The following is a 20,839-nucleotide window of genomic DNA, read 5'->3' as shown; positions in this document are numbered from 1 at the left end:
TTCATTATCAATAATTTTTAATTCTATAATCTTCAACTCTATAACGCCAATATTCTTTTTTGAATAGTTCTATCTAATTTTTCTAAAGATTTTTTAGCTGTTTTTATAATATTTATTTTATATTTAAATCTTTTTTTACTTCATCAATAGAATATAACTCTTCTCCATTTTTTAGTATATCTTCTGCTTCTAAAATAATTTTATAATCATAATAATCTTCTAAATATTCTATGATAGCATTTTCTATTAATTTATTTTCTGATATATTTTTTATTTATCAATATTTTCTATATTTTTTTTAATGTTGAAGGCAAATCTAATACCATATTTATCTCCTAGAAATTTAACTATTGAATTCAAACAATTTTATATTATAATAAAATCGTTATACAATAATTTTAAAATATAAATAATTCTAATTAATACAATAAAAAATTATAATTCTTTAAGGGGTAAATTATGAACTTAGAAGAAGCTAGAAAAAAAATAGAACAATTAACTGCAACTATTAACTATCACAATAAACTTTACTATACAGATGATAACCCTGAAATAGAAGACTATGAATATGATAAACTATTTAGAGAATTAGAAAATATTGAGAGAGAGTTTCCAGAGTTAAAAAAAGATGATAGCCCTACTAACAAGGTTGGAGGCACTATACTAGAAAAGTTTGAGAAATTTGAACACCCTATTGCAATGTACTCTCTTTCTAATGTTATGAATGAAGAAGAGTTTTTGGAATTCGACAACAGAATGCAAAAAGAACTCAATACTAGTAAAATCAAATATACTGTTGAAAATAAATTTGACGGTCTTGCTTTAGAGTTAATATACGAAAAAGGAAAACTTACTGTTGCTAGTACTAGAGGCGACGGACAGGTTGGAGAGAATGTTACCAATAATGTAAAGATGATGAATAATGTTCCAAAAAGCATAAAAGAGACAAAAAAACTCATTGTACGTGGAGAGGCACTAATAACAAAAAAAGATTTTGAAATCTTAAACAAAGAGAGAGAAGAACTCGAAGAGATACCTTTTGCTAATGCAAGAAATGCAGCATCAGGAGGATTAAGACAATTAGACAGTTCTGAAAGTAAAAAAAGAAGATTAAAATTCTTTGCTTATCAGATTGCTAATTATAAAGATTTCGATTTAACTAATGAATATAAATCAATGGAGTTTTTATCAGAATTAGGATTCACAGTAGAAGGCGTTCACCCAAATATTGATGCTAAAAAAGTATTAGAAACTTATTATGATATACAAGAAAAAAGAAGCAAAATGGATTATGAGATTGACGGACTTGTAATAAAAGTTGATGATGTTAAGTATCAGGAGAAATTAGGATTTTTATCACGAGCGCCAAGGTTTGCGGTTGCGTTTAAGTTTAAGCCAGAAGAGAAAGAAACTATTTTAAAAAACATAGAAGTACAAGTTGGACGCACTGGGGCATTAACACCTGTTGCTAAATTAGAGCCTGTTCAAGTTGGAGGGGTTACCGTTTCAAATGTTACGCTTCATAACCCTAACGAGATAAAATCAAAAGATATAAGAATAGGAGATACTGTTGTAGTTATACGTTCGGGAGATGTTATACCAAAAATTGTGAGAGTAGTATTAGAAAAAAGACCTTCAGACAGCAAAGTTTTTGAGTTTCCTAAAAAATGTCCTGTTTGTGGAGGAGAAACTGCTGTAACTGATGGAGATGTAATTGTAAGATGTATTAATGAAGAATGTTCAAGCAAGATTACAAGATATATAGAATATTTTGTTTCAAAGCCTGCTATGAATATGGAGAGAATAGGTAAAGAGTGGATTGCAGTATTTACAAAAAGCGGACTTGTTAAAACTCCAGCTGACCTCTATAAAATAACAAGAGATGATTTATTTAAGTTTGAAAGAATGGGAGAGAAATTAGCTTCTTATATGCTTGAATCTATTGAAAACAGTAAAAACACTACTTTAAAAAGATTTATATACGCATTAGGTATTCGTCAGGTGGGAGAGACTACTGCTGACTTGCTTGCTAAATATTTTACTTCGGTAGAGAATTTCAAAAAAGCTACTATTGATGATTTACAAAATATTGAGGGCATAGGAGAAATCAGTGCTAAAAGTATTTACGATTTTCTTCATAATAAAAAGACATTGAAATTGATAGATGATTTGCTTGATGCAGGGGTTAATCCTGTATTTGAAAAACTTACAACTGTAGAATCACCTCTCACTGGAAAAAATGTTGTAATAACAGGCTCTATAGAAGGCTTTACAAGGACTTCAGCAAAAGAGGCTGCCGAGAGATTAGGTGCAACTGTTCAATCTGCAGTATCAAAAAACACAGATATTTTGATTGTAGGAGAAAAAGCAGGAAGCAAATTAAAAAAAGCTCAAGAATTAGGCATTCAAATAATGGAAGCCGATGATTTTATAAAGCTTGCTAATATATAAAAAAGCTAAAATAATAATATAGTTATTATTTTTATTATATTTTAAAATAAAGTTATGATGAGATTATAAAAGGCTTCGCCTGAAAATTTTTTAAACCTTCAAGCAAAGCCTTTTTAATTTTTTTAATGATTGATTATTGTTTTTTATTGCAAACTATATCTTTATTTAACATTATCTCATTTTTATCATCTGTGTTTTTACTATAATTAATAGTAACACTAGAACCATCAGAAGAAAATTTTAAAGTACCTACAACTGAATTAGGTGTGCCTGAACTATCAGAAAGAGAAAAACTATAATCAGTACCAGCTCCTGTTACACTAAAATAACCTAAATAACTAGGTTCAGTAGTGTTGTCATTACTTGGAAGAGTTGCAGCTTTACCATCTTTTATTGATATCCATAAATAAGCATCTTTATCTAATCCAACACTTGTACCATCAAAACTATCTTTTGATACATAAGTATTGCCGTTAAACTGCTCTATACCTTTTGAATCGTCAATAGTAGAACCCGTTTTGTCAGAATTGGAACAGCTTACACTAAATACACCTACTAAAAATAAACTAAAAATGATTGATAAGATTTTTTTGTTCATAATGAACTCTCCTTAAAATTAATTTTATTATAAACATTCTTAAAAAATGTTTACCCTCATATACTAGGATTTCAAGCTCGCATAGAAGAAAGTCTATATTCATACTATTGTTATCATACATACTCCTCTCAAAAACTAGGGTTTCAAGCTCTTTTAAAATACTTTGATTAATAGTTGAAATTATTAAGATATATACGTTATTAAAAACTGTATGACTAAAAAAATCGTGCAACGAAAATATCGACTGAAAATAATATAAAATAGATAATAATAAATCATTTGAAAAGTTTAAACTTATCTCATTGTCTTGTCTTGTCTTGTCTTGTCTTGTCTTGTCTTGTCTTGTCTTGTCTTGTCTTGTCTTGTTAATAAATTAAATCTTTTCATATGAAAATATTATACTTTACATAATTATTTTGTCAACTTTTTATATGATTATAATTGAAATTGTTTAAAAAAATTTATTAAATTAAAAATTAAAAACCGCACGATGAATGAATTTTATATAAAAAATAAAATTATCATTATAAATAAAATTATATTTTTAACCTAACTCACCGTGCGGATAAATTATCTTGTAAACATCTTAACGTATCTTTCTCTATATTTGTAGCTTAATAGTTTTTTGTTATACAACTCAGAAAGCTCTTTGATTTCTGTATTATCCATTTTATCTGTGTCTATTGCATAAATATAGCTATCTTCTTTGAAACCTTTAATCATAATCTTCATATAACCATTAAATTTTTTCTCCAAAAATGTCTTAAAGAAAAATATAGAAAATACTAAAATTAAAGAATTAACTATAACATAAGCCAAAATAAAAATATAATAAGAATAAACAAACTTCTTTCCGCTGCCAAGTATAAAGAATCCCTCTCCCTGATATATAGCTGTCTCAAATAATAAATGTTTTTTCTTAAAAGTATTCCAATCTTCAATCTGATATTTAAGTTCATTATCATAATATATTAAAGCTGCATCATAAGTATTTGCAAATCCTTCATATTCTACATTATCAGATTCTAAAGAAAAAGTAGTCTGTGCCTCATATATAATATTATCTCTTATATCATTATAAGAACTAGAAATCTTTCCATCAAATGCCCAATTCAAAATGCTGTATAATATTATAAATATAAAAGCTACAACTATTGATACACATACTACAAAATTTGAGGATAAAGAAGAGAAAAAAGTATTGTTATTTTCAATGCTAAATAAATAGAAAAAATATATTATATGACTAATATAAAAAATAAATATCACATGATAAATCCTAGTTAAAAAAGAAGCAATTATACTTTCTCTTAAAAATATCCTATCAAGCGAAAAGAAATTAAAAGCATAAAATAATCCAAATATAGATAATATAAAAGGCATCAAATAAACAACCAAATAAAAAAACAACTCAATTCTAGAATATTTTTTAACATTATAGAAAAATATACATACAAAATAAAATGAACATAAAAATTCCAGACAAATTAATATATTCATTACATATTTATTAATATCAAGTATCATATATGCACACATAGATATAATAGTTAAAGAAGATATTGCCGCTACTATAAAATTAATATTATGTTTAATTAGTTTTTCCACTCTATTTCCCCTATTTTTACTATATCATACAATTTTTTAATCATATTATAATCCAATCCTAAAAATGAAGCATTATTAACTAAATTATATATAGCACTTACAAATATAGGCTGCGTATATAATATATTTTCTTCAACATATGGATATGACGATATTATCCTAGATATATTAAACAATATTGATATAAGCCTTGATGAAGAAGATAATTCATTATTTTTTATAGAATATGGTAATATACTCTTAGCAGCTATTGCTATAAATATTGGATTAATATTTTCTAAAGTAGATATATTATCAATTGAATTATCTATCATTTCTTTTGCTTTATCTCTAAACTCTTTTACATCATATTTATACTCATTGTAAATAGGAAGATATGCTATATAACTTGTATGCATTATATCTTTTAATATTAAAAGCACAGATAAATAATTAACTAATTCATCATCTGAAAGATTAAATTTATCATCATTAATAAAAGAATACTCTTCCCCGTTTTCATTTTTTATACGAGCTAATACTATTTGTTTTATTATATTACTTTTTAGAGTTTGATAAGTATATGCCGCATAATCTATAAAAGCTTCATTATTATTAGATTTTTTTATAAGTTTAATGATAGATTCTTTTTGAACTTCATAATTCTTATCATATCCAGGTATATGTGATAGAAACTCAAAATTAATATTATTTTCAACATATTCTGTAAATTTGTTATAAGCATCATTTCCTAAAAGCACGAAACCAATCCTATATTAATATAATCCTGTTTATTATATTCGGTAAAATTTATATATAGATAAGATAATTATTTTTTCTAATAGATTTCTTATATTTTTATAAAAATTATATTATAATATTTAGAAACAAATTAGGATATTTATTATATGAACACCAATATAAACAAAATCATAAACGATTATATAGAATACGCAACACAAAAAAATAATATAGATGCTATAGTTCTTTCAGGCTCTCAAACAAGCTTAATTAATGATAATATGTCAGATTATGATATTTATGTCTATTCAAAAGAAAAAGTAAATATAGAAATGAGAGAAAAATTTGCAAAAAAATATTCTATAAATTATGAACTAGGAAACAATTATTTTGAATATGGAGATGAGATTATATTAAAAGAAAACAATATTTGTTTAGATTTTATGTATAGAGATATCTCTTATATAGAAAATGAAATTGATTATGTGTGGAGAAAGTGCAATTCAAAAATAGGATATACTACAGCATTTTTATACAATATAAAAAACTCAAAAATACTTTATGAAAGTAATGATTATTTTAGAAATTTTCAAAAAGAACTAAATAAAGATTATCCGAAACAGCTTAAAGATAATATAATAGAAAAAAATTATAATGTTATGTACGCAAAACAATCAGCTTCATTCTATGAACAATTAAAAAATGCAATAAAAAGAAAAGATATTGTTAGCATTAATCATAGAACAAGTGCTATATTAGCATCATATTTTGACATATTATTTGCTATAAATGAAGAACTTCATGTTGGAGAGAAAAAACTTATAGATTATGCTAAAAAATTATGTAGCAAATTGCCAAATAATTTTGATAAAGACATAGAAGACATTATAAATAACAACAATATTTTAGAAAAAATAGAAAATCTTATTGGAAATATTAAAAAACTTTTTTAAATTTAAAATATAACTATATATTATTATCTTTATTGACAAATATATAGCTATATATTATTCTATCTTTTTTATATTATTTATTAAAAATTAAAGGAAGGTTAATGGACTTTGATAAAAATGTTATATATGAAGATGATGATTTGCTCTCTCCAATAGACGTGTCAAAAATATTAGGAGTATCGAGAACAACTGTAAATTATTGGGTAAGACATTATGGACTTAAAGCTGATGTTACACCTGGAAAAAGATATAAAATTAGATATGCTGATTTAAAAGTATTTTTAGCATTCAACAAAAGAGATAAGAGAGCTAAATTAAAAAGAAAAGTCTCTAAATATAAAATAGCAATTATAGAACCTATTGAAATTACAAGAAAGAATTATTTACAATGGCTTAGAAATGATTATGAAGTTTCAATAGTATCTAATTTAACAAATCCATTAAATGAATTAAAAAAGATACTTCCAGATATTATTTTAATGGATATTAATTTGTCTGATGATAAGGATTATTTTTATTTATTAGATGAGATAAAAAAAGAAATAAGCTTAAGAATGGCACTTATTATTATAATCACTAAAAAATATAATGAAGATGATGTAGTTAATGGTCTTGAAAAGGGTGCTTGCGATTATGTGCAAAAACCTGTTGGACAAAATGAATTAAATGCAAGAATAAAAAATGCATTAAGATTTTATATAGATGTTTAAAGCATATTAACAGGGTCTATATCAATTTCTATATAGTTACCTTTTTGAGCTATAAAGGATTTATTTAAACTTTCAAAAAACTCTTTTAGAAGTGAATGAGAAGCTGTTTTTATTAATATATTCCATCTATAATATTTATTTAGTTTACTCATAGTACAAGGAACAGCACCTAACACTTCTACTTTTTCTGTATATTGATAAGTGAGAGTTCTAGATAAATCTGCTATAATGTTGGCATCACTTTCTACTTTTTTGGCATCTATTCCACGTACAACAATTCTTACTAGTCTCAAAAAAGGAGGATAAGGCAGTCCTGCGGTATGCTTTCTATTTTCTATTTCTCTATTGTAAAAGGAAATATAATCATGCTCTTTAGCATAAAGTACTGCATAATGATTGGTATTAAATGCCTGAATATAAACAACACCTTTTTTATCTCCCCTTCCGCTTCTTCCAGCAACTTGAGTTATTAAATTAAAAGTTCTCTCAGCACTTCTAAAATCAGGTATATGAAGAGACATATCGGCAAGCAGCACGCCAACCAAAGTAACATTAGGAAAATCAAGCCCCTTAGCTATCATTTGAGTGCCAATTAAAATATCTATTTCTCTATCAGCAAATCTTTTAAATATATCTTCGTATTTCTTTGTGCCGCCGACAGTTTCTTGGTCCATTCTCTCTATAACAGCATTTGGAAATAAAGTATTAAGATTCTCCTCAACTTTTTCTGTACCAGTACCAATTCTCTCAAAATGCCCTATATTACATTTATCACATAGCTCCTCTACAAATTGAGTATAACCGCAGTAATGACACATAACAACATTCTTTTTTTTATGATAGGTAAGCGAAACAGAACAATTAGGGCATTCCAACACCACTCCGCAATGAGAACAGCTCACCACTGGTGCATATCCTTTTCTGTTTAGAAATAATATTATTTGCTCTTTTAATTCCAATTTTTTATTAATCTCTTCCACCAGTGTTTGGGTAAGCATTGGAAAAGAATCAGCCCTCTTTTCTTTTTTTAAATCCAAAATCTTAACTTCAGGCATATTAATTGATGCTGCTCTTTTAGTGAGAGTAAGAAGCTCTATAGTACCATTTAAAGCATGATAATAGCTTTCAAGAGAAGGAGTAGCACTTCCTAAAATAAGAGTGGCATTTTCTCTCTCTTTTCTATAAAAAGCAATTTGCCTAGCATGATACCTTGGAGTTTCATTAGATTTATAACTAGTTTCATGCTCTTCATCTATCACTATAATACCAAGATTAGGAGTAGGAGAAAATATAGCACTTCTTGCCCCTATCACAATTTTTATCTCATTATTTCTTATCATCTGCCAATATCTATATTTAGCAGTTGGAGATAATTTACTGTGAAGTACAGCAATTTTTCCTTCAAATCTTTCAGCAAATCTTTTTATAGTTTGAGGTGTGAGTGATATTTCTGGAAGTATTACAATAGCCTGTTTACCTAAATCTACTACCCTTTTAATAGCCTGTAAATAAACTTCTGTCTTACCGCTTCCAGTAACACCATGAAGCAAGAAGCTTTTAGATTTTTTTTCTTCTTCTATGCTTTTTAATATTGTATTTAAAACACTTTCTTGCTCATCATTAAGCTTTAAATAAGGCTTTTGTTTTACTTTTATTGGTTTTGGAGTGGTTTTCTTTTTTGAAGGATTTCCAGCAGGCAAAGCAGCAAATAATGCCTCACCATAAGAAGAATGATAATATCTGCTCATCCATTTAGCTAAATTAAATTCATTTTCAGAGCATATAGGTTCAAGATCTATTCTAGTTGTGATAGGCAGTACTTTATAATCTCCATCAAGGCTATCGGTTTCTTCTATTACAATACCTTTAGTTCCTCTATTTCTTATAGGAGCTATAACCCTACAACCTATCAAACTATCATTTATATCATCGGGTTTTTTGTATGTAAGTACCTTATCTATAGGAAGGTTAAAAACGACTTTAACATACATTACATTTTTTCACGGCGTTTTTTATCTTCATATTTAGACATACAATTAATACATCTTAAAGTATATGGTATAGCAGTTAATCTCTCTTCATTAATCTCTTCTTTACAATCTATACATTTACCATAAGAACCATCTTCAATTCTTTTAAGAGCATTATTAAGCATATCTAATTTATCTCTTTCTTTTTGCGAAAAAGATACTAAACTTTGTTTCTCATATGCCTGAAAAGCTATATCAGCCAAATCTCCATGAGCTTCTTCTTTAAGTGTTTCATAAGATTCATTACCGCTTAATAGTTCATCTAAAGTCTTTCTTTTTTCTTCCAAGATTAAATCTTTAAATTTCTTTAATTTTTTAGCATTCATTTCTTAAACACCTTATATAATATTTTAAGCGAATAATATATAATTAACGTTTTGAGAATTGGAATAGCTTTCTAGCACCAGATCTACCATATTTTTTACGTTCAACAACACGAGAGTCTCTTGTAAGGAAACCATTACGTTTTAAAGTAGTTCTAAAGTCTTGACTCTCACCTATTAAGGCTTTAGCTATACCATGTCTAACTGCATCAGCTTGAGCAGAAACTCCGCCTCCGCGTACATTAGCATATACATCATATTTGCCTAAATTTCCTGTTACTTTTAGAGCGTCTTCTACAACTTTAAGCAAAGCTGCTCTGTTACAGAAATATTCAGCATAATTTTTACCATTTATTAAAATTTTACCGCTTCCTAAAGCTATACGAACTCTAGCATTAGCAGTTTTTCTTTTGCCTGTGAATATAGTTAATTGTTTAGATGCCATTTTTTAACTCCTAATTATATATTTACAACTGTAGGTTTATTAGCTTCATGCTGATGTTCGCTGCCAGCATATACTTTTAATTTTTTAAGATGCTGTCTGCCTAATGGATTATGTGAAAGCATACCCTTAACAGCTATTTTAACCATTCTTTCAGGATTTCTTTCTAATAATTCACCATAGCTTACAGATTTTATACCACCAGGGTAACCTGTGTGTCTGTAATGTATTTTGCCTTTCTTTTTATTTCCAGTTAATACTATATCTTTAGCATTTATAATAATAACATAGTCACCATTATCCAAGTTGTAGGCATAATCAACTTTATGTTTTCCTTTTAATAAATAAGCTGCTCTGCTTGCAACTCTTCCTAAAGATTTACCTTTAGCATCTATAATAAGCCAGTTTTGTTTTATATCTTTTTGGGATAAAACATAAGTACTATCTTTTGTTTTTAAAGTTTTCTTATCCATAATACACCTTCTAAACGTTTTTAAATATTGTGGTTTTATTCTAAAATGTAACGAGTGATTAATTATAACACAAATACCTAATGAAGTCAAATTTTTTTATAGTTTACTTCACATAAATTTACAAATTCTATACTTTTTATTTAAATTACAAAAACAATAATATATTAATCACATTTCATATTTTTATATTAAAAAATCATATAATTAATTATTTAGTGTAAATTTTACCATTATGTTTTTCTTTTATTTTTGCAACAGTATCAGATATCATATTAACAGACTGCATAATATCATCAAACACCTCAGGCTTTATAGACTGTGCCCCATCACATAAAGCATGCTCAGGGTCATTATGTACTTCTATAATCATACCGTCAGCACCTGCAGAAATTGCTGCAAGAGTTAAAGGAAGTGCCATCCAAGATTTGCCGCTTGCATGCGAAGGGTCACCTATTACAGGTAAATGACTCAAACGCTTTATTGCTGGTATTGCTGATACATCAAAAGTATTTCTTGTGTAAGTTTCAAATGTTCTCACCCCTCTCTCACATAATACCACATTGTCATTACCCTGATTAAGTATATACTCAGCACTCATAAGCCATTCTTCTATAGTATTAGCTAAGCCTCTTTTTAAAAGTATTGGCTTTTTTAATTTTCCCACTTCTTTTAAAAGCTCGAAGTTCTGCATGTTTCTTGCACCTATTTGAATCATATCAACAGTATTTTCAAAATCTTCTAAATGTCTAATAGATACTATTTCACTTACAATAGGTATGCCAACCTCCTCTCTTGCAAGTTTTAATATTTTAAGTCCGTCAAGTGCTAAACCCTGAAAAGCATAAGGTGAAGTTCTAGGTTTAAAAGCTCCTCCTCTAAGCATTGAAGCTCCTGAAGCTTTTACACTTTTTGCTATACTTATTAATTGCTCCTCACTTTCTACAGAACAAGGTCCTGCTATTATTACAGGTTTCTCTCCACCTATTTTTACTCCAGACACATCTACTATAGTATCTTCTTTTTTAAATACTCTATTTGCTCTTTTAAATGGCTCTTGTACTTTTAAAACTTTTGATACTCCAGGTAAAGATGCTATTAAATCTCTATCTATTTTGGAAGTATCCCCCACCATTCCTATTACTGTATAATCCACACCAACACTTTTATGTATTCCGAGTCCTGCATTTTTTAGTCTTTCTATAATACTTTCTACATGCTCTTCTTTGGCATTTGGTTTCATTACTACTATCATAAAAAATCTCCTTAAAAAATAATATTATTTATATATATTTTCTATTTAAAAAAAGCCCTTCTAAAATAAAGTCCATGAGCAGGAGCAGTTACAAAAGCAAGAGTTCTATCCTCTTTTTTTAGTATCTCTTCTATAAAATTAACAGGCATATTCTTTCTTTGCCCCTCAACCAATGTACCAACTATAATGCGAACCATATTATGCAAAAAAGCATTACCCCTTATAATAAAATATATAGTATCTTTCTTTCTTATAGCACGCACTCTCTCAATATATCTAAACTTAGAATCATTCTCATCTTCAGTAGAGCAAAAAGATGTAAAATTATGCTCTCCTACAAGATATTTAGCATATTCATTTATAAGTTTTTCATTTATAATATTTTTTCTATAAAACCAAGAATACCTCTCATAAAAAGGAACTGATATATCACTATTTTGAACTACATATATATATTCTCTAAAAGTAGCAGAAGCCCTAGCATTAAAACTATCATCTACAACTTCAGATTTAATTATTCTTATGTCTTTTGGAAGAGCAGAGTTTAAAGCCCTGGTTACTCTTTCTATAGGCACAAGCATTTTTTCAACTCTAAAATTAGCCACCTGCCCCAAAGCATGCACCCCAGCATCAGTACGTCCGCAGCCATATATAGTGCTTTTTTTTGAATATATTTTTTGAACCGCTTTGTAAATTTCTCCCTGAACCGTTCTCAAATTAGGCTGTATCTGCCAGCCAAAAAAATCTGTACCGTCATATTGTATAGTTATTTTTATGTTTGTCATTATTATTATTACTATTAAAAATTATATTTGAGTAATCATACTATAATAATAAATTAAGTCAAATTATTATACAAACAATTATAAACTTGTTTCAAAAGTACTTGATAAAATTAGTTGAAAAAATAAAAATAATTTTACTTACAAGACAATGTTTTATATGTTATATAATAATAAATTTAAATGTATAGCAGTCTTTTTGCTTCTCGCCGTAGGCAGGCTTCTCCTGTACCAATACCGAAGGTACTTCCTACGTTCGCCCTGAAGGACTCCTTTCAGTCGCCCTGAAGGACTCCTTTCAGTCGCAAAAGAAGTGGGGTTTTACCCTACGGGTACGTTTCGCATGGGGCAAAGCCCAAATTATAAATTTAAAATACTAAAAATTAAACAGTATAACTATATATTAATTTAGTTTTGAAACAAGTCTTATATATTATAATTTTATCATTAATTATAATTATAATAAAAAAAGAGCTGAGAAATCATAATATCCCAGCTCTCAATTAATAATATCTTTATAAGTTTTATTCTTCTATAATTATAACATAAGTCATTCTAGAACGTTTTATTGTAATTGTAAATGACTTATCTTCACCATAAGATTTAACAAACTTATTATAATCATCAATATTAGATATTGTTATTCCATTAATAGCTTTAATTACATCGCCAGGTCTAAGTCCTGCAGAATAAGCTTTAGAGTTTTGAGTCATATTTACTACAACAACACCTCTCTCATTGCTTCTAATCTGAAGTCTTTGAGATATCTCTGGAGTAACATCAGAAACATCTAAGCCCATCCAAGCATTAGCATCTCTTGAGCTTTGTGATGAATTAGAACTAGGTACAACATCTTCATCTTCTTCTCTAGCCTCTATTGTAATTCTTGTGATTTTCTCTTTTCCGTTTCTTAAATATTTAACTTCAACTTTGCTTCCAACTTTAGTAGTAGCAACTTTATTAAATAAATCAACACTCTTAGTCATTCTCTCGCCGTCAAACTCTACAATAATATCACCATCTTGTAAACCGCCCTTAGAAGCAGGAGAATTAGGTATAACCTCACTTACATAAACACCAGAGTTTTGTTTAACATTTAAACCTCTAGAAAGATTTTCATCAATATCTTGTAAATATATTCCTAAATATCCTCTAGTAACTTTTCCATTCTCTTTTAAATCCTTCATAACAGAAGTAGCAATATTAATAGGAGTAGCAAATCCTATACCTATGCTTCCGCCAGAAGTAGAATATATCAAAGTATTAATACCTATAACTTGACCATGTATATTAAATAATGGACCTCCAGAGTTACCTGGGTTTATAGCAACATCTGTTTGAATATATCTCTGATATCTATTAGCACCAACATCGCTTCTACCTTTAGCACTAACTATACCAAAAGTAACAGTATTGTTTAAACCATAAGGGTTACCAATAGCAATAGCAAACTCACCAGGCTCAATAGCATCACTGTCACCCAAAGCTACATAAGGAAATACTCTGTCAGATTCAATTTTTAATAAAGCTAAATCATAAGCCTCATCATAGCCTATTAATTTAGCAGGCAACTCCTCATCTTCACCATATAAAAGCACCATAATCTTAGTAGCACCCTTAACAACATGGTAATTAGAAAGAACATATCCTTCATCATTAACTATGAAACCGCTTCCTAAAGATTTTTGACTTCTTCTTTGTCTAGGCACTTGGTCTCCAAAGAAAAATCTAAAAAACTCATCAGCATATCTATCTTCATAAGTTTGTCCAGATTCAATTTCTGTAGATATATTAACAACTGCAGGCATATTCTTATCAACAACTTCCCTAATAGCACTCTCAACCTCTAAAGCCCCGTCTAAAGAACCATTAAAAGCAGCCTTCTCTGGTGCAGCTTGAGCATGTACAACAAAATCGCCGTCTTTAGAATTCTTTTCATAAGAAAATATAAAAAATGATATTATTATTCCTAATAAAGTAAATGTAAGACCAAGATTGAGAAAAAACATAAATGATTTTTTATTTTGATTCATATATATAACTACCTCCTATAATTGTGGTTTTCTATATAATTAATTTCACTATATTGATTGAATGATGATTTCACTATATAAACCTATTATAAAAAAGTAAAGTAAAAACTTATCTATAATTATTATGCTTGTAAAAAATTTCAGGCTCTCCATTAGGACGAGTATTCCATCTAGGATGCACCCAAAGCCAATTCTCAGGATATTTCCTTATAATATCCTCTAACTTCTTAGTATATCTTTGAGTATTATGATATAAAGTCTCCTCTTTAGTTGCTTTCTCTTCTATATACATTATCTCAGATACAATTATCTTATGATGACCATACCTATCTGGAACATCATAAAGTATAGCTATAGGAGCCTTAGTCTTCATAGCCATTGCAATAGGTCCAACTGCAGTAGCACATTTCTCTCCAAAAAAATCAACATAAATTCCATCTATATAATTCTGATCGCACAAAAAAGCAACAGGCTTATTCTCTCTCAATGTATAAAATATATCTTTTAAATTCCCTTTTCTAGCAATACATTTAACTCCCCTCTTCTCTCTCCACGACTTCATATAAACATCTAATTTAGGGTTATCTAAAGGTCTCACTATAACACTAGGATTATACCCCTTAATACCAAAATATGAAGCTATATATTCCCAATTGCCAATATGTCCAGTAATTGCTACTATACCCTTATTTTCCTCAAGAGCCTTATCAAATATATCTTTGCCTTCTATCTTTATACGTTTTAATATCTCTTCATCAGACATTCTTGAAGCCTTTATAAACTCAGCAAAAGTCATCATCATAGATTTCATAGAACGCCTAGCAATAAGCCTTCTCTCCAAATAAGATTTTTCTGGAAAAGCCTGCTTCAAATTAATTAAAGCAACCTTTCTACTTCCTGGAGCTACATAAAACATTAAAATCCCTATAATCTTTGCAAAAAATATCACAAAAATATAAGGAAAAAATGATATAAACTCCATTAAAACTCTTAATGGAATATATTCAAGCATAATAATTTTTTTCGATTTGTAAGCCAATTCCTACTCCTGACTATTTCCGCTAGCATCATCATCACTATTTTCTTCTTTTGACTCAGATACCTCATCATTTGTATATTCTTTTTCTAACCTTTTTAAATTATCGTCTAAATCATCTTTTTTTTCATCATTATTAACATTATTATCTTCATCTTTTTTATTATTATATTCTTCTGCTTTTTTAGAGCCTTCTATTAATATTCCAGCACCAGATAATTCCCCTGATGTAATTAAATAATAAAAACCAGATACAAAATAATAAGCCTCTGTTAAAGCTTTTAATACATTATATCCTTGTATCCTTTTTTTACTGCCGCTGACATCAAGAAAAGAAAGTTAATATGTCATTAGGGTTTGCTATTATTCTCTCTCTCTCTACTTTATCTAATAATAATTTATCTAATTTCTTTTTTAAAGATGATATAATAGAAACTATATGCGATTTTAAGTTTTTAGCAGTATAAGATATTTGTCCATTTTTTTCAGCTAGCATTGATACCCTCTGCTCAAATCTAAGAGATGTATCTCGTTCTACTTTTAAAGCATTCTTACACATATCGCTATACTCTAAAAATCTAGAATTAGAATCTGATAATGATAAAAAGATATTATTAAAATCACTCTTATAATCTGTTCTAACCAAATTATCATAAAGCAAATTATATTTTACTTTATTAGAAACAAATAATACAGAATACTCTCTATCTAAAAAATCTAATAACACTTTTATTCTGTATATTTTATCATCATCTGATACATTGAAAAAAGGGTCGCCTTCTATCTCTATATTATTATCTGCCTTTCTAAATGAAACTACTTTCTCTATAAGTTTTACACCAATAGATTCTATTTTCATTAATTTCTCTTCTTCATTATCTTCAGAAGTTTTAGTATCTTTTGTTTCTTCTTTCTGCTGTTTTGTAGTTTCTTCTTTAAGCTTTAAATCTCTTTCTTTTTTTAATTTAGTATAATATCCAACTATATCTGTTTCTGTAATTCCTAGAAAATTATTAATATCAGATAATGTTTCTAACTTTTCTTTGCAGGCATACTGAAGTAAAGAAAATAATTTTGGATAATATTTTGAATATATTAAATCAACATCTTTTTTAAAATTAGATATTCTAGGATTAATAACACCTTTGCTAATATTGTCAACTATAGAATATGCAATTAAAGCCTTTTCACCAGCTAGTTTTAATTTTGAAGAATAAGCATGCAAAATATATAGAGGCTTAAACATAGCTTTAAGTTCATTAACATAACTGCTTGCTTTTGTAGGAGAATGTAAATCTTTATATTGTCTTAAAAAAGTTTTATAAATATTTTCATCATACTGGTCTCTTATACGTTCCAAAAGTTCAATATCTTCTAAATCATTAGAAAATTGAGCTAATATTTTTTCTTTTTTACTTTTAGGCTCTAAAGAATTATCATCTATTGGATTTAAAGCATTGAATATAAGAGTATCCATTTCTAAAAATGCTGAAATAACACTCTTATCTATAAATCCCAAAAACTTATTATGTACATTTCCGCCAAATGTTGTTATGGTTTTACTAGATAAAGCATCTAACCATAATTTTAAACCTAAAAACATACTTTTTTGTTTTTTTACAATTAATGTATTGTTTGGCTTTTCTTTTTTAGTAGATTGAGGTGTATTAGTATAAACGTAATTTCCTCTTGGCGTATTATTATTAGGATAATTATTTTTAGGCTTATTATAATTATTAGGAGTAGTTTTTCTGCTAGATGAAGAATCTGAAGCGGTTTGTTTTTTTCTATTAGTTACTACCTCACCGCCTGCATCTACAAATTTATTAAATAAATTTCTTCTGTCATCTTCTTTAAGATTATCCAGCTTTAATCTATTTCTAGTATTATCTATATCACCCATAGAAAATAACTCCTAAAAATATAATATATTTTATTTACCCCTATGTATCATAGTGGCTGTAGCCTGATTACCTGCTAAAATAGTCATACTAGATATTTGAACATGTCTTTTTCTAGTAATAACGTATTCTATATTATCGGCTATATCTTCTGCATATAAAGGGTCAAAACCCTTGTAAACATTATCAGCCTTCTCTTTATCTCCTTTAAATCTAACTGTAGAAAACTCTGTGTTTACCGCACCTGGCTTTATATTTGTTACCCTTATAGGTTTGTCTATTAATTCAACTCTTAAAACATCTCCAAACATCTCTACAAAAGATTTACTAGAACAATAAATAGCTCCGCCAAAATATGCTTCATCTGCAGCAGTGGAAGCTAAATTAATGATATCAGCATTTTTACTGTTAAGCATTAAAGGTATTATCATTCTAGTTAATACTATTAAGCCTTCGCAGTTTACTCTTATCATCTGTAAGCTGTCTTCTATATCATTGTTGTAAAAATAATCCTTACCTAAAGCAAGTCCTGCATTATTAATAAGTATATCTATATTCTTCCATTCATTTTCTAATGAAGATACAGCATTTTTTATACTATTGGTATCAGCATAATCTACTTTTATAACCTTTACTTTTACATTATAATCTTTTTCCAACATACTTTTTAGAGACTCTAATTTCTCAATTCTCCTAGCTGTTAAAATAAGATTAACGCCATTAGAAGCAAGCATCTTAGCAACCGCTTCACCAATACCAGCACTAGCTCCAGATATAAAAGCTAATCTTCCTTTAATATCCTCTTTATACATAAAAGCGCCTTTATAATTATTTATTGCTCATAAGTTCTTATTCTGCCAGCAACATCTTCAGCAGTATATTGCATACCAACCTCTTGAAGATATTTTGAAATTAAAGTATCCATTTGTTTTTTTAACCCTTTTGAATATAATTCAGCAACAACAGTACAGTTTTGTTTAGAATCCCATTTGCTCTCAACTATAGATACCCCTCTCACTCTTCCTGCAACTCTCTCTTGTATTACATACTCATCTATCATACCTTTTTCTGTAGAGCTTAAAGATTCTACATAAGAACCAACTATTTTAGCTACTATTTTATTTTTAGCATCTAGCTCTGCAGCCTGTCTTGATGCAACTTCTCTTCTAAACTTATCATCAGTATCTATATCTTCACTAGGAGAACCCATTCCCATTACCCTAAAAGTATCATCATTTATCCAACCTTCAGGATTGTTTCTGCTAACTCCAGTTCCGCAAGAAGATAATACTATCATCATCATAATAGTTATAATCAAGTATAATTGTTTATTTTTCATATAGTGTACCTCCAATTCTTTCATAATATAACTATATCTAATATTATATATATTAATAATATGATTGCAATAGTGTAAATCAAAATTTAATATTGTATAATTACACATATGACACTTATATTTTAATTTTGTTTTTGACAATTTTTTATATTAAACTATAATAAAAACATATTTAAACTAAATTTTAAAATTAAAAAAATTATTTTTATAGAGGTATTCAAATGCTACAATATGCTGTTATAGGAGTTGGTACTTTAGGTAAGGCTCTAATAAATAGATTAATGAATAAACCTTCAATAGAAGTATTGGCAATAGATAATGACATCAATGAAATAGAAGCTATAAAAAATAGTGTTACTCAGGCTATGAAATTAGATTCTACTCAAAGAGAAGCATTAGAGGCTATAGAAATTAATAAATTCGATGCTGTTATAGTTACTATAGGTGAAGATATTATGACAAGCATATTAACTTCACTAATATTAAAAGAATTAAATGTAAAAAATATAATAGCAAGATATTCTGATGAAAGACATAAAGCAATATTAAGTAAAATAGGAATCACACACCTTGTAAGCCCAGAAGAATCTATGGGTATACATATAGCAGAACAGCTTGAAGTTGGAGATTCTCTGCTTTTATATGACTTAACTGAATATCACTCTATAGTAGAGTTTCCTGTGCATGCTGGGCTTGCAGGTAAAAACTTAAAAGAACTTGATTTGAGAAAAAAATATAAAATCAATGTTGTAGCTATAAAAAAAGAAACAACTAGTATATTAGGAGAGAAAAAGATTATAGTTGATTGTACTCCAGACCCTGATGAATCTATGGTTGAGGGAGATATACTTGTAATAGCCGGACATGATAAAGATATAGAAAAATTAAATAGAAAACTTTCTGAATAATTTTTTATATATAATTTAAAGAGCAATATAATGAATAACTACTTTGCAAAAATGCTTATTGTTGTAGGAATCATTGCTATAATAATAGGCATATTAATATTATTAAAAATTCCAATTGGAAAACTTCCTGGTGATATTGTAATAAAAAAAGAAAATTTCACCTTTGTCTTCCCAATAGTAACTTCTATAATAGCGAGTATAGTATTATCTTTTATAATGTGGATAATCTCTAAATTCTAATAAAAATATTGTATTAATATATATATATTTTTTTATTTATTTTTCTTTAGGCTTGCAAAAAAGAATTGTCTCCCCTCCCCAAGGTGAATAGCTTCTTATATAATACTCATAATCATCAGCAATAGTTTTTATAAATACTGGAATCTTAAAAAAATCTTCCATAAAAAGCTCCCCTCCATGATAAATTGCAACTGCTAAACTTGGTCTATATTTTTTTATTGTGTTTACAGCACCCTCTAAAATTTTCTGTTCGGCTCCTTCAACATCCATCTTTATATAATCAATTTTTTTTATGTTATTTCTATCTACAAACATATCCAAAGTAATAGCATGCTTTTTTATTGTAGGAGTGTTAGGAGTCATAGAAACAAAATCTATATCTCTCTCATAATCTAAAAAAATCTCATTTTCTAATATTACATTATTAAGATTATATTTATCTTTAATATTTTTAAGAACATTGTAAGCATTATTATCAGGTTCAAAAGCATATATTTTAGCATTATTAGAGCTTCTCTTAGAAAAAAAGTAAGTGCTGTCCCCCTTCCAAGCACCAACATCAAATAATACATTATCTCCTTTCACTTCAAATACATCTTTTACATTATACTGCTCTAAACCAAATATATAAAACAACAAAAAATTCTCTATTTCATTAGGATATTTATGCTTTTTTAAATAAAATAATACCCTCTTTATTCCCCAAAAAAATATGTTTATAATTCCATATTTCATGCTTAACTTTATTTTTTTATTTATATTAGTATACGCATCGCTATAAAAGGCAAGCATATATCTATATAATACAATTTTCTTAAAAATATTTTTTGAATAATCTTCTTCAAGCATACTATAAAAAATATCAAAATTATCTGTATTAATCAATGCCTTTATAAAACTGTCGCTATTTTCTTTTTCTTCTATAAACTCTTTTGTAAATTTGTTTCCAAGCTTTTTTCTGCAATCAGTTAATAATTCATTAGATACACTCATAAAAATGCCATAAAAGTTTTTCTTATAGTATAACATATAAAAAATAT

21 protein-coding genes are annotated in these 20,839 nt (G+C 27.8%); 5 read left to right on the top strand and 16 right to left on the bottom strand.

The window, feature by feature from the left end; all coding sequences use genetic code 11:
* Positions 1-112 precede the first annotated feature (112 nt).
* Positions 113-232, bottom strand: coding sequence for a hypothetical protein (locus BPP43_RS12460; RefSeq protein WP_252832430.1), 120 nt, complete (start codon positions 230-232; stop codon positions 113-115).
* Between the two features lie 227 nt (positions 233-459).
* Between BPP43_RS12460 and ligA the strand changes: the two genes are divergently transcribed.
* A complete protein-coding gene (gene ligA / locus BPP43_RS10375; RefSeq protein ID WP_015274899.1) occupies positions 460-2,451 on the top strand; it encodes an NAD-dependent DNA ligase LigA in 1,992 nt (663 codons plus the stop codon).
* Positions 2,452-2,584: 133 nt separating this feature from the next.
* Here ligA and BPP43_RS10370 read toward each other — a convergent pair whose 3' ends face one another.
* The 3 genes from BPP43_RS10370 to BPP43_RS10360 all read right to left on the bottom strand — a co-directional run bounded on the left by BPP43_RS10370 (position 2,585) and on the right by BPP43_RS10360 (position 5,397).
* Positions 2,585-3,049, bottom strand: a complete 465-nt coding sequence (locus tag BPP43_RS10370) for a hypothetical protein (RefSeq protein WP_015274898.1) — start codon at positions 3,047-3,049, stop codon at positions 2,585-2,587.
* A 570-nt stretch (positions 3,050-3,619) separates the two neighbouring features.
* A complete protein-coding gene (locus BPP43_RS10365) occupies positions 3,620-4,657 on the bottom strand; it encodes a hypothetical protein (RefSeq protein ID WP_015274896.1) in 1,038 nt (345 codons plus the stop codon).
* Positions 4,645-5,397, bottom strand: a complete 753-nt coding sequence (locus BPP43_RS10360; RefSeq protein ID WP_015274895.1) for a hypothetical protein — start codon at positions 5,395-5,397, stop codon at positions 4,645-4,647. Before BPP43_RS10360 ends, BPP43_RS10365 begins: the two co-directional genes overlap by 13 nt.
* 147 nt (positions 5,398-5,544) lie before the next feature.
* Here BPP43_RS10360 and BPP43_RS10355 point away from each other — a divergent pair, with 147 nt between their 5' ends.
* Positions 5,545-6,330 carry a DUF4037 domain-containing protein gene (locus BPP43_RS10355; RefSeq protein WP_013243770.1) on the top strand — a complete coding sequence of 262 codons (786 nt, stop codon included), beginning with the start codon at positions 5,545-5,547 and terminating at the stop codon, positions 6,328-6,330.
* 101 nt (positions 6,331-6,431) lie between these two features.
* Positions 6,432-7,040, top strand: a complete 609-nt coding sequence (locus BPP43_RS10350; protein WP_013243771.1) for a response regulator — start codon at positions 6,432-6,434, stop codon at positions 7,038-7,040.
* Here the strand turns inward: BPP43_RS10350 and priA are convergent.
* From priA to BPP43_RS10295, 11 genes are all read right to left on the bottom strand, one after another.
* Positions 7,037-9,031: a replication restart helicase PriA gene (gene priA / locus BPP43_RS10345; protein ID WP_013243772.1), complete on the bottom strand. Its 1,995-nt coding sequence runs from the start codon at positions 9,029-9,031 to the stop codon at positions 7,037-7,039. The genes BPP43_RS10350 and priA overlap by 4 nt on opposite strands.
* Entirely contained in the window at positions 9,031-9,396 is a 366-nt protein-coding gene (locus tag BPP43_RS10340; RefSeq protein ID WP_013243773.1) for a TraR/DksA family transcriptional regulator, read from the bottom strand. Before BPP43_RS10340 ends, priA begins: the two co-directional genes overlap by 1 nt.
* Positions 9,397-9,439: 43 nt before the next feature.
* Positions 9,440-9,838 (bottom strand): 30S ribosomal protein S9, encoded by a 399-nt coding sequence (gene rpsI / locus BPP43_RS10335; RefSeq protein WP_013243774.1) that lies wholly within the window; start codon positions 9,836-9,838, stop codon positions 9,440-9,442.
* Between the two features lie 14 nt (positions 9,839-9,852).
* Entirely contained in the window at positions 9,853-10,308 is a 456-nt protein-coding gene (gene rplM / locus BPP43_RS10330) for a 50S ribosomal protein L13 (RefSeq protein ID WP_013243775.1), read from the bottom strand.
* Positions 10,309-10,516: 208 nt separating this feature from the next.
* Complete coding sequence (aroF, locus tag BPP43_RS10325; protein WP_013243776.1) at positions 10,517-11,560, bottom strand: 3-deoxy-7-phosphoheptulonate synthase; 1,044 nt, start codon at positions 11,558-11,560, stop codon at positions 10,517-10,519.
* Between the two features lie 41 nt (positions 11,561-11,601).
* The gene (gene truA / locus BPP43_RS10320; protein ID WP_013243777.1) at positions 11,602-12,345 is read right to left on the bottom strand and encodes a tRNA pseudouridine(38-40) synthase TruA; all 744 of its coding nucleotides are present in this window, start codon (positions 12,343-12,345) and stop codon (positions 11,602-11,604) included.
* 521 nt (positions 12,346-12,866) lie between these two features.
* Positions 12,867-14,375, bottom strand: coding sequence for a Do family serine endopeptidase (locus BPP43_RS10315; protein ID WP_013243778.1), 1,509 nt, complete (start codon positions 14,373-14,375; stop codon positions 12,867-12,869).
* 109 nt (positions 14,376-14,484) lie between these two features.
* On the bottom strand, positions 14,485-15,414 hold the full coding sequence (locus tag BPP43_RS10310; protein WP_015274894.1) for a lysophospholipid acyltransferase family protein: 930 nt from the start codon (positions 15,412-15,414) through the stop codon (positions 14,485-14,487).
* Positions 15,415-15,736: 322 nt separating this feature from the next.
* On the bottom strand, positions 15,737-17,314 hold the full coding sequence (locus BPP43_RS10305) for a hypothetical protein (protein ID WP_015274893.1): 1,578 nt from the start codon (positions 17,312-17,314) through the stop codon (positions 15,737-15,739).
* Positions 17,315-17,344: 30 nt separating this feature from the next.
* The gene (locus tag BPP43_RS10300) at positions 17,345-18,124 is read right to left on the bottom strand and encodes an SDR family NAD(P)-dependent oxidoreductase (RefSeq protein ID WP_013243781.1); all 780 of its coding nucleotides are present in this window, start codon (positions 18,122-18,124) and stop codon (positions 17,345-17,347) included.
* Positions 18,125-18,144: 20 nt separating this feature from the next.
* Positions 18,145-18,651, bottom strand: coding sequence for a hypothetical protein (locus tag BPP43_RS10295; protein WP_014935424.1), 507 nt, complete (start codon positions 18,649-18,651; stop codon positions 18,145-18,147).
* Positions 18,652-18,872: 221 nt separating this feature from the next.
* On the opposite strand from BPP43_RS10295, the gene BPP43_RS10290 reads away from it, so the two are divergent.
* The gene (locus BPP43_RS10290) at positions 18,873-19,559 is read left to right on the top strand and encodes a potassium channel family protein (RefSeq protein WP_013243783.1); all 687 of its coding nucleotides are present in this window, start codon (positions 18,873-18,875) and stop codon (positions 19,557-19,559) included.
* A 30-nt stretch (positions 19,560-19,589) separates the two neighbouring features.
* On the top strand, positions 19,590-19,799 hold the full coding sequence (locus BPP43_RS10285; RefSeq protein ID WP_014933747.1) for a DUF2905 domain-containing protein: 210 nt from the start codon (positions 19,590-19,592) through the stop codon (positions 19,797-19,799).
* A 36-nt stretch (positions 19,800-19,835) separates the two neighbouring features.
* On the opposite strand, the gene BPP43_RS10280 is transcribed toward BPP43_RS10285, so the two are convergent.
* On the bottom strand, positions 19,836-20,792 hold the full coding sequence (locus BPP43_RS10280) for an FkbM family methyltransferase (protein ID WP_217284017.1): 957 nt from the start codon (positions 20,790-20,792) through the stop codon (positions 19,836-19,838).
* Positions 20,793-20,839: the final 47 nt, after the last annotated feature.

The organism is Brachyspira pilosicoli P43/6/78 (assembly GCF_000325665.1).
GTDB classification, from domain to species: domain Bacteria; phylum Spirochaetota; class Brachyspiria; order Brachyspirales; family Brachyspiraceae; genus Brachyspira; species Brachyspira pilosicoli.
Note: the sequence above shows the minus strand (reverse complement) of the source record. Positions and strands in the feature narration are given on the sequence as shown.

Bases quoted from the DNA above. Each gene is read 5' to 3' on its own strand.
- BPP43_RS10350 (WP_013243771.1), top strand. From the start codon at position 6,432: ATGGACTTTGATAAAAATGTTATATATGAAGATGATGATTTGCTCTCT.
- BPP43_RS10355 (WP_013243770.1), top strand. From the start codon at position 5,545: ATGAACACCAATATAAACAAAATCATAAACGATTATATAGAATACGCA.
- ligA (WP_015274899.1), top strand. From the start codon at position 460: ATGAACTTAGAAGAAGCTAGAAAAAAAATAGAACAATTAACTGCAACT.
- rplM (WP_013243775.1), bottom strand. From the start codon at position 10,308: ATGGATAAGAAAACTTTAAAAACAAAAGATAGTACTTATGTTTTATCC.
- rpsI (WP_013243774.1), bottom strand. From the start codon at position 9,838: ATGGCATCTAAACAATTAACTATATTCACAGGCAAAAGAAAAACTGCT.
- BPP43_RS10315 (WP_013243778.1), bottom strand. From the start codon at position 14,375: ATGAATCAAAATAAAAAATCATTTATGTTTTTTCTCAATCTTGGTCTT.
- BPP43_RS10340 (WP_013243773.1), bottom strand. From the start codon at position 9,396: ATGAATGCTAAAAAATTAAAGAAATTTAAAGATTTAATCTTGGAAGAA.
- BPP43_RS10290 (WP_013243783.1), top strand. From the start codon at position 18,873: ATGCTACAATATGCTGTTATAGGAGTTGGTACTTTAGGTAAGGCTCTA.
- priA (WP_013243772.1), bottom strand. From the start codon at position 9,031: ATGTATGTTAAAGTCGTTTTTAACCTTCCTATAGATAAGGTACTTACA.
- BPP43_RS10370 (WP_015274898.1), bottom strand. From the start codon at position 3,049: ATGAACAAAAAAATCTTATCAATCATTTTTAGTTTATTTTTAGTAGGT.
- truA (WP_013243777.1), bottom strand. From the start codon at position 12,345: ATGACAAACATAAAAATAACTATACAATATGACGGTACAGATTTTTTT.
- aroF (WP_013243776.1), bottom strand. From the start codon at position 11,560: ATGATAGTAGTAATGAAACCAAATGCCAAAGAAGAGCATGTAGAAAGT.
- BPP43_RS10300 (WP_013243781.1), bottom strand. From the start codon at position 18,124: ATGTATAAAGAGGATATTAAAGGAAGATTAGCTTTTATATCTGGAGCT.
- BPP43_RS10280 (WP_217284017.1), bottom strand. From the start codon at position 20,792: ATGAGTGTATCTAATGAATTATTAACTGATTGCAGAAAAAAGCTTGGA.
- BPP43_RS10295 (WP_014935424.1), bottom strand. From the start codon at position 18,651: ATGAAAAATAAACAATTATACTTGATTATAACTATTATGATGATGATA.
- BPP43_RS10305 (WP_015274893.1), bottom strand. From the start codon at position 17,314: ATGGGTGATATAGATAATACTAGAAATAGATTAAAGCTGGATAATCTT.
- BPP43_RS10285 (WP_014933747.1), top strand. From the start codon at position 19,590: ATGAATAACTACTTTGCAAAAATGCTTATTGTTGTAGGAATCATTGCT.